Below are 12,388 nucleotides of genomic sequence, written 5' to 3'. Positions count from 1 at the left end.
AATGCATGAGTTCAAGTCCGACTTCATGTAGAAGGAACACAAATAAATATGGAGAAAAATTCATAACGATCAGAGGCAACCCTATTAGTTTTCGTTCCGGCCGGTCGTAATCTAATCAGACAGGTCTCAAAAAAAAATAAGTGCCTCACGATGACGCGCCAGCTGCCCGCTCCCTTACTGTTTGAAGGCGGTGCTGCGAAGTTCTGGCTTTTAAGAAGATACGCTTGTTCCATCAGAAATTCTTCCAACCCTTCCAGTAACCATCCGCCTAGGAATAATGAGAGGAAAAGTCCATGAAAAAACTGTTTCTGATTATCGTCACGCTATTCGCACTCATGGGCACAGCATTCGCGGGAGTCAACATCAATACTGCTACCCAAGCGGAACTGGAAACGCTGCAGGGAATCGGGCCTGCCAAAGCCAAGGCGATTGTCGATCACCGCAAGAAGAATGGTTCTTTCAAATCGATAGATGATTTGCAGAATGTGAGCGGCATCGGTCCCGTGACCATGAAGCGGTTACGCAAGGATGTCACGGTCGGGACGACCTCTGCGGTCAAGAAGGAAGCCAAAGCTTCCGCAAAGTAAAAATGATCGGCTGGATGGCGGAAGGTAAGCAAGCACGCCTTTGCCCTTCGCCCGTCCGGCGATGAGTCCCACCCCCCGTCTTCGACTCTGCTTTTTGCTGGGCGTATGCCATAATCGGGCATCGTCTTTCTCAAATTTCTATTCATGTACAAGACCCTGGAAAACTTCGTCGGCACCACGCCGCTGGTGAAACTCAAGCGCCTCCCCGGGAACACCGGCAATGTTGTTCTCGTCAAGCTCGAGGGTAATAACCCTGCCGGTTCAGTGAAAGATCGTCCGGCACTGTCCATGCTTACGCGCGCGCAGGAACGAGGGGAGATCAAGCCCGGCGATGCGTTGATAGAGGCGACCAGCGGCAATACCGGCATTGCCCTGGCGATGGCAGCGGCAATGATGGGTTATCGCATGCTGCTGGTGATGCCGGAGCATCTCAGCATAGAGCGGCGCCAGTCCATGAAAGCTTATGGTGCGGAGATCGTCCTTACGTCGAAGGAAGGGGGTATGGAGGAAGCACGGGATGTGGCCGAGCGCATGTGCGACGAGGGCCGCGGAATCATACTGGATCAGTTCGCCAGCCCGGATAACCCGCGCGCGCATTACGAGGGCACGGCTCCCGAGATCTGGCGCGACACCGGGGGCAAGATTACTCATCTGGTTAGCAGCATGGGCACCACCGGCACCATCATGGGTTGCTCCAGGTATTTCAAGGAGAGGAATCCCGGAATCAGGATCATTGGGGTCCAACCGGAAGAGGGCGCGCAAATACCGGGAATCCGCAAATGGCCGGAAGCTTATTTACCGAAAATCTACGATGCCCGGCGTGTGGACCAGATCATGCTCGTGTCCCAGACCGAGGCGGAGGAAACGACCCGGCAATTGGCGCGCGAGGAGGGGATTTTCGCCGGTATTTCGTCCGGAGGCGCGCTCGCCGCTGCGCTCAAAATATCCGCCGCGACAGAAAACGCTACCATTGTGTCGATCGTATGCGACCGAGGCGATCGTTATCTTTCCACCGGTGTTTTCCCGGCTTAGTGATGAGCCTCGTTTAATTCCTCGCGTTGTTTTGTAGCCCCCGGGTGCTGGCGTGCTGGCGTGCTGGCGGCGCAAGGGGTTGACTGGTCGTAATGAGAAAGCTCGTCAAAATATTGCCCTCATTCTTCATCGCGATCTCTTCCGCGTACGCGGAACCCCGCATTACGCTTTCCATCGATGATTTCCAGAGTATTGGGAGTCCGGCTTTAAATTCGAAAGACATACACGTCAGCCTGACCGGGCCACGCGCCTCCGTGCTGGAGATCAAGTTGGGAGAAATCGTGGTACAGGGAACAAGCTGGCGCAATCTGCGATTTTCCTGCGGCGATTTTCAGGTTGCGGGAGGTGTGGTCCAGTGTGAGGGGGGCACGCTGACGGTATCCGCCTCAACACCGCTACCCGTAGCGTTCAAATTTTCTGCTACCGACAAAACACTGGACGCACAGATTAAACCTACCCCCAATGAGGCAAGCGCAGGCTGGAGACTATCAGCGCGCTGGGGGGGTGCGGGTTGGGAGGGCCAGTTGACGGTCGCGGAAGGTCAGCTAGGGCACCTCGAGGGGCTTCTGCCGACTAAAGGGGGCGAGGCTGTCCCATCTTCTACCAGAGGTAAAGTCAATGGCAAGTTCAAGCTGAGCGGCACTGCGGATGGCATGGCGGAAATTACGGCGAATGTGGTGGTGAATGAATTGGCATTCAGCGATGCAAGCGGGTTGCACGCGGGCGAGAATATCGGCATCGAGGTTAATGCGAACGCGATGCAGGTGGGTAGACGAAAGGATAGGCGGTGGGAGTGGCAGGCCGACGCAAACTGGCTGCGGGGCGAAGTCTTCTGGCAGCCGCTCTACGTTGTCGGCGAGGGCTATCGTTTTAGTACAGAGGGTGATCTGGACGACAACCTCATACGCGTGAACAAGGGAAAACTTTCCCTAAAGGATATCGGTGAGATGGATTTCGCAGGGGCGATAGACCGATCGACAGCTGCTCTGCATGACGTCGACTTGAGCGGAGATAACCTTGAACTGGCGGGTGTATTCAGCCAAGTGCTGAAACCTTTTCTGGTGAACACACCTTTTGCGGAGCTTGCGGCCGAAGGACGTGCCGGAATCCAATGGCGATTTCGTAACGGCGCCCATCAGTCGATTAATCTGCATCTGCACGAGGCCGCTCTCGACGATGGGCGCGGCAGCTTTGCATTTCGCGGCATTAACGCCCACATTCCATGGCAGGTTCAGGGGTTGACGCAGGCGAGCATCAGTGTCCGGAGCGGCCAGTTCGGAAAGCTGCCAATTGGCGAGGTTCATGTTCCGCTGCAAATTGACGGACCGAATTTCAGCATTGCACGAATGGTAGTGCCGGTACTCGACGGGAAGCTTACGCTGGAAGATTTCAATGCGTCACCGCAAGTGCAAGGGGGGCTCAAGGGTTGGCAATGGCAATTCAACGGCGCGCTTTCGCCAATATCGATGCAAAAACTGACTGAAGCCTTGGGCACGCAGTCGATGCAGGGCACGTTGTCGGGTGAGATACCAGGGGTGAGTTACAACGGTTCAACCATTGAGGTTGATGGCGCTCTGCTTTTCCGGGTATTCGACGGCACGGTGAAACTGGACAATCTCAAAGTGCTTGATCCGCTCGGCGCTGCGCCTTCTCTTATGGCGGACCTGGATATGCGCAATCTGGATCTCAACCAGCTTACCGGCACGTTTTCGTTCGGCAGCATGCAAGGACGCATTGATGCGAGCGTAAAGGGTCTTGAGCTTTTTGACTGGAAGCCGGTCAAGTTCGATGCCAGTCTCAGGAGCAGCGAGGGAGATTATCCGCGACGTATCAGCCAGGCCGCAGTCCAGAATATTTCGTCCCTTGGAGGTTCTGGAGCGGCTGCCGCAATTCAGCGCAGCTTCCTGCATTTTTTCGAACAGTTTGGCTATCTGGAGATCGGCTGGAGCTGTTCACTGCGCAATGGCATCTGCCGCATGGGCGGGATAGAGTCTGAATCGCTTCCGCATGGCTATCTTATCGTTAAAGGCGGTGGAATCCCGGCGATCACAGTGATCGGCTATAATCGCAACGTGGATTGGGATGAGCTGGTGAGCCGTTTGCAGCGGATAACGCAAGCGAGAGAGATTAAACCCGTCTTTCATTAAAGAGAACATGAAAAAACTTTTGGGCGCGGGCTTGTGCGCATTGACGGGGATAGCTCTGCCGGGATGCGTCACCATCAATATTTATTTTCCTGCGGCTGCAGCCGAGGAAGCGGCGGACAAGATTATCGAAGAAGTGTGGCAGTTAAAAAAACCGGGAGAAGAAGGACAGGGGACGCAAGGAAAACCGGGAGCGCAAGAAGGGCAGGGTTCCGATCGACCTGCGACACCTGAACCCACGACCCAACCTGTGGCACCGCCGCAACAATCAACGCAACCTCAACAGTAGATGTGGACACCATGGTTAACCCGCTAGCGCTCTCCCGTTATATCCTGTTAATGCTTTTAGCATTGATGCCGCTTGCAGGTCATACGCAAGCCAATATCGAAATCGATACCCCGGCGATTATTAGTCTCGAGCAGCGCATGCAGCAGCGGCACAACCAGCTTAATACCTACTATGCCAGGGGTGCGGTAGGCCTAACGCGCGACGGGCTGATCGCGATGCGGGATGCTAACGAGCTGCCACTGTCCGCGCGGCAGTCCGTCAATGCACTGATTGCAGCCGAAAATCAGGACAGGAATGCCCTTTACCGCGAAATTGCGCGAGCCAATGGTCATCCTGAGTGGGAGGCGGACATACGTTCGACCTTTGCCCAGCGTTGGATAGAATTGGCCCGGCCGGGGTGGTGGTACCAGAGTGCCAGCGGCTCCTGGGTAAGAAAATAGGGCTTTTATCCTTCTCAAACAAAGCTCCTTCTCAAACAAAGCTCCTTCTCAAACAAAGCTAAAGGCTAAATCTCTCGACCGTGGCACCTGTACTGGTTTTTGATATCGAGGCTGTTCCTGATACCGAGGGATTGCGCAAAATTCACAATCTCAGCCCTGAGCTAGCAGCGGCTGATATCGCTGAAATGGCGTTTCAGTCCCGACGCCAAGCGATAGGCAGTGATTTTCTCCAACTGCATCTGCAGAAAGTTGTCGCAATTTCGTGCGCGTTGCGTGACAAGGAAGATTTTCGTGTCTGGTCTCTCGGTAGTGCCGCCGATTCCGAAGCGGAACTTATCCGGCGGTTTTTTGAAGGGATAGAGAAATACAGTCCCCAACTGGTCTCGTGGAATGGCGGCGGCTTTGATTTGCCGGTCCTGCATTATCGCAGCCTCGTTCACGGCATTGTGGCGCGTCGCTACTGGGATATGGGTGAGGATGACCGCGATTTCAAATGGAACAATTACCTTAGCCGCTACCATACGCGGCATCTCGATCTGATGGATATCCTCGCGCTGTATCAGCCTCGAGCCAATGCCCCGCTGGACGACCTGGCGAAGCTGATGGGCTATCCGGGCAAACTGGGCATGGATGGTTCTCAGGTCTGGGGTGCCTTCCAGGCAGGCGAGATCGTTGCAATACGCAACTATTGCGAAACCGATGTGGTCAATACCTACCTCGTGTTCCTGCGTTTTCAGCTCATGCGCGGCATTTTGGACAATGAACAGTATCAGCGTGAGTGTGAACTGGTGCGCCTCACCTTGAGCAAGTCCTCCGAACTTCACTGGCAGGAGTTTACAGCCCACTGGGCGTAGATTTCTTCGTTTCCTCGCACTTTGCGACGGGCCGGTTAATGTCTCCGGCATAAGAATGATTGCTCCCGTTATCATTGAATCCCTTGATCAGGAAGGCCGTGGCGTTGCCCACGTGGACGGCAAAGCCATCTTCATCGAAGGCGCCTTGCCGGGCGAATTGGTTACCTATAGCCCTTACCGAAAGAAACAGAACTTTGAGCTGGCACAGGTTGCCCAGATACTCAAGCCGGCTTTCGGCCGCGTAGTTCCGCGATGCGAGTATTTTGGGACGTGCGGGGGGTGCAGCATGCAGCACCTGGACGCTCGCGCCCAGGTCGCGGCGAAGCAGCGTGTCTTGGAAGATAATCTCAAGCATATCGGCAAGGTTGAGCCCGAACTGATATTGCCTGCTATATATGGTGCGGCGTGGGGCTATCGATACCGCGCTCGCTTGTCAGTGCGGTATGTCGCGAAAAAGGATGCAGTGCTGGTGGGCTTTCATGAAAAGCGCAGCAGTTTTATCGCTGACATGCAAACGTGCGAAATAATGCCTGCGCGAATGTCCGCGCTTGTCATGCCACTGCGAAAATTGATCGACGCGCTGTCCATCCGGCAGCGATTGCCCCAGATCGAGGTATCGCTTGGCGAGGATGTGGACGTGCTGGTTTTGCGCATCCTGGAACCACTCAATACGCAAGACGAGGCTATGCTCAAGGTTTTTGCCGATCAGCATCGCATTCAGTTCTTCCTGCAACCCGGCGGGCCGAAAACGGCTTATCGGTTCTACCCGCAGGATGCCCCCGAATTGAATTACACCCTCCCGGAATTCGATATCCTCATGCCGTTTCATCCGACCGAATTCACGCAGGTGAACCCCTCCATGAACAGGGTGCTGGTGCGGCGCGCTCTGAATCTCCTTGATCCCCGGCCGGGAGAACGCATAGCCGATCTATTTTGCGGACTGGGCAATTTCACTTTGCCCATTGCCCGCTGTGGCGCCCATGTAGTGGGGTACGAGGGAAGCGCAGCCTTGGTTCGTCGGGCAGAGGAAAACGCGGACCGCAACCGGCTGGCAAGCCGTACACAGTTTACCGAGACCAACCTGTTCGAAGTAGATGAGGCGTGGTTGCAAGAGCAGGGTCACTTCGACAAAATGCTGATCGATCCGCCACGTGAAGGTGCAATCGCTGTGGCAACTTCCTTGGGCAAGGCAAAAACCTTGCCCCGACGGATTGTCTATGTTTCCTGCAACCCGGCTACGCTGGCTCGCGACGCCGCTGTGCTGGTACATCGTAACGGCTATTCATTGAGAGCGGCAGGCGTGGTAAACATGTTTCCCCATACTACGCATGTGGAGTCGATAGCGCTGTTTGAGAGAGCGAACGATTGAAGGAGAAGTGCGGCAGAAATAAAAAGGGGCAGCTGTAAACAGCTGCCCCTTTTTTACGCTGAAAACCTGCTACTGCTACGTCAGTCTTTCTCTCCAGAGAAAGCCAGCAACAGGTGCAGAAGGCTGGTGAAGAGGTTATAGATGCTGAGATAAAGACCCATCGTCGCCATCACGTAATTCGTTTCGCCACCATTTACGATGCGGCTTACATCAAACAAGATGAAACCGGAGAACAGCAGCACCGCCACTGCCGAGATGGCGAGCGAGGCAGCTGGCACGGCGAAGAACAGATTGGCAAGAGAAGCGATGATTAGCAGTATCAGTCCCACGAACAGGAAATTTCCCATGAAGCCGAAATCCTTCTTCGTCACGGTTGCGATTCCTGCCAAAGTGAAAAATATCGCGCCGGTTCCAGCAGCAGCGGTCGCGATGACTTGGCCGCCGTTCTTGAAGTGAAGCGCGTATTGTAGTATCGGACCCAGCCACCATCCGGCAACGAAAGTAAATGCAAACAGCAATACGATTCCCATCACGCTGTTGCGGGTCGCGCTTACGCCAAATAAGAGACCCATCATGACGGCGAACATTACCAGCGGCCCCATGATTGGCGCTTGTGCCAGGAATGCAAAATTGGTGCTCATCCCGATCATGGCACCGATAACCGTCGGAATCATGGTCAAGCCAAGCATCATGTAGGTGTTGCGCAAGACCTTGTTGCGGGCTACCGCCAGTCCGGTTTGCGCAGTCGGGCTAGAATAACGAAGTTCAGGTTGCATGATGTCTCCCAGGTTGACGAACAACTATACACTGCATAAGACTACTCATGTTTGGAAAAAGTTGCAATGTCAATATGGCTGTAGGGATCTTCGTAGAAAAATCAATGCCAGAGGGGCGATCGGCGTAATGGCGATGGTTAGGGTCGAGCGTTCTACCAGGAGGCAGGAAATTCTCGATTATTGGGTGCGAGCAGATTCCGTCATCATCGAATTCCGCCCGCCGGGACGTTACTGTTCAGTCTTTGCCGCCATTCTTATTCTCGCCTGAGCTTCAGCCTTATTTGTCGCTGATGCTTGACGCCCGAAGGCGTCGCGAGTTTCCTTGTCCGCTAGCGCTCCCTTGATGCTGAGCGCGCATCGCCATCGTTTACCATTTCTTGTCACGAACAGTCGCATTTCTTCCCGAGGATGAGGCTTATGGCAGTGGTAGCAATAGATGGAGGTAGGCACGATCTTAGTATTATTAAATTTAAGATTGATTTCGGTGTTAATCCCAGATGAGGGCTATTTGCTAAAGGACATAACGAAAAACGAACTCCTTCTGCTATGGACGCCAAGGTGGTTTTTTGTTTACTGCCTAGATGTCAAAATACAAGCACGCCATCGAAGGGAACATGGCTGCTATCGAGTCCTTATCGGATAAGTTTGGAGTCTCCGACTCCAAACTAAAAAGCAACGCACCTAATTCATCATCGGTCGCCGGGTCACCGCTTAATCCGAACATATCTAACAAATTCGCTTTGCTCACTTTCCGTCCTTTCGCCACTCATTAAAGAAATACCGCTTGTATGAGGAGCAATAATCTCATCGAGTAATAGTCCGTTCTGTGCGATTCCGCACTCATCTGTGATGATTTGAAGAAATTTGAAGTAGCGACCAAAAGTAGCGACCAAAAGTAGCGACCAAAAGTAGCGACCAAAAGTAGCGATTAAGAGTAGCGACCAAATGGAGCGGACATGGTGCCTCATGTTCAATGTTCGCTAAATAGAGGGACAGCGACAAATGGATATTAAACAAGAGTTTTGTCTGTCTTGTCGGTAGCAATACTGACCTTGAGTAACCCGATTCTTTCTGCAGCCCCGGTTTCTGAGATGCTGGTATAGTGGTTCAGTTTGAAATATTTAAAGATTGCAATTCGATATTTGCAACGACCATGATCAAAACTCAACAGCCCTGGAGGAACTATGGAATGGTTGCTAATGGCGGCGTTAGCTTTCGTGGTGGGGGGTTTAATCGGGGTAAAATTTGGCCGCCAGAGAACCGATCTTCGGCAAAGAAAGAGTGCGTTGGAATGGGAGAAGAGTAGAGATAAAAAATAAAAAGCCCAACGAGAACGGGATTTGCGTCCCCCCATTACCTTAGGTCGGTGTTCCAGCGTTGTCCGGCCGTTTCCCCCTTCCATTGATGTAGAGGCTGCGAAGGAGGCGGTGATCTTAATCCGATACAGCAAAGAATCTGAGAGAAATGGGAGGTATTATGACAAGAATCATCGGGATTTCGGGTAGCCTCCGTAGCGGCTCATTCCATACTGCGCTGTTACGCGCGAATACTCAGCTTGTGCCGGCGGGTACGGTGCTGGAGGTCGAAACGCTCAAAGGCATTCCGCTATATGACGGGGACCTCGAAGCCGCTGACGGCGTTCCCCCGGTGGTGACGGCATTGAAAGACCGCATAGCAGATGCCCACGGATTATTGCTGGTTACCCCTGAGTACAACAATTCTATCCCAGGCGTATTCAAAAATGGTATTGACTGGCTCTCAAGGCCACCTAGTGACATTGCCCGGGTTTTCGGTGGCCGACCGGTTGCGGTGATGGGCGCTTCGCCCGGCGGTTTCGGGACAATCCTTTCACAAAATGCCTGGCTGCCTGTTTTACGCACGTTGGGCACTCGCCCCTGGTTTGGCGCGCGAATGATGGTGTCCCGGGCAAATAATATATTCGATGAGAAGGGAGAGATAGTCGATCAGCATCTGCGTTCGCAGCTCCAGCAATTTATCAATGGCTTCGCCGATTTCATAAAGGCCAGTAAAGTGGGGGAGGATGGCTAAATCCAAATCCACCTATTTCTGCTTTGAATGCGGCGGCCAGCCATTGAAATGGCAGGGGCAGTGCCCACTGCCAAACATGGAATAAATTGGTCGAGGCTGTTCCGATGAAATCGGTGGAAGGCCTTGCGGACGTTCTCACGCCGCAATCGGCCAAGGTGGGCGCTCGACATCCATCCCAATCGTCCGCCCGTCAAATAAATAACGCATGAGCAGCATTCCGATTGCATATAAAAGATTCTACTAATATTTAATAATATTCACTTGAACTTGTTTTCTGCCTAACCTATAAATCATAGGTGGGTGTCGTTTACCTATAGCGATCTGCTCAGTGAATTTCGATTCGAGATGGCCCCACAACTGCGCAAGGGCAATAGGGGTCTCGGCGACGCCAAACTGGCCTGATGCTCGCCTACCAGCACCAGTGCCTTCACCCGCGCCTTCCACCGAGACGCCAGCCGGTCTCCCAAAGATGGCGCCAGCGTCACTGGCCCGACGACATCAGTCAGCGTGACCGCCGCCGCCCCCGTATTCGCTTATCGCGAGTAAAACAGACTGCTCGACGAACAATATGCTGGAGAACCACGATGGCTCTCCGGCAGGATCGAATCGCAGTGCGGCCGCCATGGCCGGGCGGAAGTGCGGTGAACTATGGCCAAATGGAGACCACGGACATCGTGTTGCAGCACATCAGGAAAACGGAGGTAATTCATGAAAGCAGGTCTTGAGGTGTGGCGCGTCACAGCCAGCGCGGTGAGCGTATCGGCACTTGTTCTGGCGGTCACTGGCCAAGCATATGCACAACCGGTAGACCCGGCAAAGAAGGCACTGGCAGCCCCGCAGGTTACGGAATTGCAAACCCAGTCCCGTGCCATTCTAATGCGCATGGCCCAGTTCCTTGGAGGAGCGCAGAGCTTCAGCGTCAACATTCGCGACGGATACGACGTTGTACAGAAATCCGGTCAGAAGATTGAGTTTGGCGACAAGCGCAAAGTTATTCTGAGCCGACCCGACCAATTGCGCGCTGAAGGCGAACGCAGCGACGGCACAAAGACGCAGGTCGTCTTCAACGGCAAGGAAATCGTCTTGGTCGATGCCACCCGCAACGTCTATGCAACGGCGCCGCAGCCTGGCGGCGTGGACGATACGGTCGTACATTTTGTAAGGGATCTCGGTATTCGTTTTCCGCTCGCGCGGATGCTGGTAAGCCGACTGCCCGCAGAGTTCGAAGACCAGGTACGTTCGGTGGATTACGTCGAGAAGACGAGCATCGACGGTGTCCCGTGCCACCACCTTGCCGCGCGTTCCGACACGGTCGACTTCCAGGTCTGGGTGGCCGATGGCGACAAGCCGTTGCCGCAGCGCGTGGTGATTACTTACAAGAAGGCCGCGGGCCAGCCCCAGTTCTGGGCGCACTTCTCCGACTGGGATATGGCACCGGCGATCAACGATTCCACTTTTTTGCTGCAGGTTGACGGCCTGCGAAAAATTGCCTTTGCGGCGCAACTTCCAAGTACGTCGCCCGCGCCGCGCAAGACATCACCGGGTAAAGGAGCCAAGTGATGAAAAAGACTACATCATGGAGTTTCGTCGCTGCCGCAGCGGTGTGTGCAGCAGTATTCACCGTGGGCCAGATCGATGATGCGGATGCGAGAGGCGGCGGTCGCGGCGGAGGGGGTGGCGGCGGTCGCGGCGGCGGCGGCCACGGCGGTGGCGGTTTCTCCAATGTCGGGCCCGCATCGGCGGGTGGGTTTTCCTCGGGCGGCGGACAGCGCGCGGGCGGACAGCGCAGCGCCGCACAGCCCAGCGGCGGAGAGCGCAGCGCCGGACAGCGCGGAGAGGAGGCTGCGGCTAGGCAGGCGCAGCGGCAGGAGAGCGTGAGTCAGAACCAGAGTCAGCGTCAAGCTACCGCCAGCCAAAACCAAGCTGACCGGCAGGCCGCAGCCCAGGCAGCTCAGAGCGATCGGCAGGCCGCAGCTTCAGATATGCATGAGCACTACCATGATGACGATGATTGGGATAACGGCGCGGCATTCGTAGGAGGCGCAATTGTGGGCGGTACGATGGTCGCCGCGACTACGCCAACCTACCCATCCACAACCTACTACCCATCCACAACCTACGTCACCAATGAGCCTGCGCCCGCGCCCACTCCGGCATATGTCCCCCCTCCGTGCGACGTCGCCCCAATCGAGGTCAGCGGTGTGCCCTACTACAACTGTGGCAAGACTTGGTACACTGAAGGTTACGCTAGTAGCGGCCCAGTATATATGCCGGTTCCACCGCCTCCCGGACACTGAACATTGGGGTCGCCAAAAAAATCGACGAGGAGCTGATGGCCCGCCTCGGAGTAGGGGAAACGGGACCGGTATCACTTATGAAAATAGGTAACAACTGTTCCAGCCTCTCGAGCAGGGCCAGTAGCTCGATGGCAAGCGGTTGCTTGAGCTCACTGCCGTTCACGCCCAACAGCGTCGCGACAAAGGCAAGGCGTATAACGTTCACATCCTAGACGTTGAAGGCATCGCCAAGGGCAAAGCTCTTAAGAGTTTGAGAAATGGCGACGCGAACGATGCCGGAGCCATCCGCTTGTAGAACGACTCCTTTCAAAGGATCTTAGAGCCGGCCTGTACAATTTAGCGACAGATGAATCCGACAGCAGTCTTCTTGAAACTGTCTATATTGAAAAAGAGGCTCTATGTAGTGGTTCAATTTGCACGGACACCTTGATAAGTGGATTATTCACTTATGGAGGAGTTTATGATGGTTGCACGCAGAGCACGGAGGGAGTTTGACGCCGGCTTCAAATTGGAAGTGGTGCGCATGGTGAAAGACCAGGGATTGAGCGTAG

At 54.5% G+C, this 12,388-nt stretch carries 11 protein-coding genes; 10 read left to right on the top strand and 1 reads right to left on the bottom strand.

Annotation, left to right across the window (positions count from 1 at the left end):
* Positions 1-293: 293 nt before the first annotated feature.
* From BM022_RS08540 to rlmD, 7 genes are all read left to right on the top strand, one after another.
* Complete coding sequence (locus BM022_RS08540) at positions 294-587, top strand: ComEA family DNA-binding protein (protein ID WP_091138508.1); 294 nt, start codon at positions 294-296, stop codon at positions 585-587.
* 144 nt (positions 588-731) lie between these two features.
* Positions 732-1,619 (top strand): cysteine synthase CysM, encoded by an 888-nt coding sequence (gene cysM, locus BM022_RS08535; RefSeq protein ID WP_091138506.1) that lies wholly within the window; start codon positions 732-734, stop codon positions 1,617-1,619.
* A 92-nt stretch (positions 1,620-1,711) separates the two neighbouring features.
* A complete protein-coding gene (locus tag BM022_RS08530; protein WP_091138505.1) occupies positions 1,712-3,766 on the top strand; it encodes a translocation/assembly module TamB domain-containing protein in 2,055 nt (684 codons plus the stop codon).
* Positions 3,767-3,773: 7 nt separating this feature from the next.
* Positions 3,774-4,052, top strand: a complete 279-nt coding sequence (locus tag BM022_RS08525; RefSeq protein WP_091138503.1) for a hypothetical protein — start codon at positions 3,774-3,776, stop codon at positions 4,050-4,052.
* An 11-nt stretch (positions 4,053-4,063) separates the two neighbouring features.
* Complete coding sequence (locus tag BM022_RS08520) at positions 4,064-4,492, top strand: YdbL family probable chaperone protein (RefSeq protein ID WP_091138650.1); 429 nt, start codon at positions 4,064-4,066, stop codon at positions 4,490-4,492.
* Positions 4,493-4,572: 80 nt separating this feature from the next.
* Entirely contained in the window at positions 4,573-5,346 is a 774-nt protein-coding gene (locus tag BM022_RS08515) for a 3'-5' exonuclease (RefSeq protein WP_091138502.1), read from the top strand.
* Positions 5,347-5,401: 55 nt separating this feature from the next.
* The gene (gene rlmD, locus BM022_RS08510) at positions 5,402-6,715 is read left to right on the top strand and encodes a 23S rRNA (uracil(1939)-C(5))-methyltransferase RlmD (RefSeq protein WP_091138500.1); all 1,314 of its coding nucleotides are present in this window, start codon (positions 5,402-5,404) and stop codon (positions 6,713-6,715) included.
* Between the two features lie 80 nt (positions 6,716-6,795).
* Here the strand turns inward: rlmD and BM022_RS08505 are convergent, their stop codons facing one another.
* Positions 6,796-7,491 (bottom strand): Bax inhibitor-1/YccA family protein, encoded by a 696-nt coding sequence (locus BM022_RS08505; RefSeq protein WP_091138499.1) that lies wholly within the window; start codon positions 7,489-7,491, stop codon positions 6,796-6,798.
* Positions 7,492-8,967: 1,476 nt separating this feature from the next.
* On the opposite strand from BM022_RS08505, the gene BM022_RS08495 reads away from it, so the two are divergent.
* The 3 genes from BM022_RS08495 (at position 8,968) to BM022_RS08485 (ending at position 11,837) form a co-directional block, all read left to right on the top strand.
* Positions 8,968-9,540, top strand: coding sequence for an NADPH-dependent FMN reductase (locus BM022_RS08495; RefSeq protein WP_091138495.1), 573 nt, complete (start codon positions 8,968-8,970; stop codon positions 9,538-9,540).
* Positions 9,541-10,248: 708 nt separating this feature from the next.
* Positions 10,249-11,100 carry a DUF2092 domain-containing protein gene (locus BM022_RS08490; RefSeq protein WP_218146861.1) on the top strand — a complete coding sequence of 284 codons (852 nt, stop codon included), beginning with the start codon at positions 10,249-10,251 and terminating at the stop codon, positions 11,098-11,100.
* Complete coding sequence (locus BM022_RS08485; protein ID WP_091138493.1) at positions 11,100-11,837, top strand: hypothetical protein; 738 nt, start codon at positions 11,100-11,102, stop codon at positions 11,835-11,837. The genes BM022_RS08490 and BM022_RS08485 overlap by 1 nt, the downstream gene beginning before the upstream one ends.
* The last annotated feature ends 551 nt before the right edge of the window (positions 11,838-12,388 follow it).

The sequence above is a fragment of the Nitrosospira sp. Nsp14 genome (assembly GCF_900113575.1).
GTDB lineage: Bacteria > Pseudomonadota > Gammaproteobacteria > Burkholderiales > Nitrosomonadaceae > Nitrosospira.
This window is presented reverse-complemented; position numbering and strand designations above follow the sequence as displayed.

Bases quoted from the DNA above. Each gene is read 5' to 3' on its own strand.
- BM022_RS08540 (WP_091138508.1), top strand. From the start codon at position 294: ATGAAAAAACTGTTTCTGATTATCGTCACGCTATTCGCACTCATGGGC.
- cysM (WP_091138506.1), top strand. From the start codon at position 732: ATGTACAAGACCCTGGAAAACTTCGTCGGCACCACGCCGCTGGTGAAA.
- BM022_RS08530 (WP_091138505.1), top strand. From the start codon at position 1,712: ATGAGAAAGCTCGTCAAAATATTGCCCTCATTCTTCATCGCGATCTCT.
- BM022_RS08525 (WP_091138503.1), top strand. From the start codon at position 3,774: ATGAAAAAACTTTTGGGCGCGGGCTTGTGCGCATTGACGGGGATAGCT.
- BM022_RS08520 (WP_091138650.1), top strand. From the start codon at position 4,064: ATGGTTAACCCGCTAGCGCTCTCCCGTTATATCCTGTTAATGCTTTTA.
- rlmD (WP_091138500.1), top strand. From the start codon at position 5,402: ATGATTGCTCCCGTTATCATTGAATCCCTTGATCAGGAAGGCCGTGGC.
- BM022_RS08505 (WP_091138499.1), bottom strand. From the start codon at position 7,491: ATGCAACCTGAACTTCGTTATTCTAGCCCGACTGCGCAAACCGGACTG.
- BM022_RS08495 (WP_091138495.1), top strand. From the start codon at position 8,968: ATGACAAGAATCATCGGGATTTCGGGTAGCCTCCGTAGCGGCTCATTC.
- BM022_RS08490 (WP_218146861.1), top strand. From the start codon at position 10,249: ATGAAAGCAGGTCTTGAGGTGTGGCGCGTCACAGCCAGCGCGGTGAGC.
- BM022_RS08485 (WP_091138493.1), top strand. From the start codon at position 11,100: ATGAAAAAGACTACATCATGGAGTTTCGTCGCTGCCGCAGCGGTGTGT.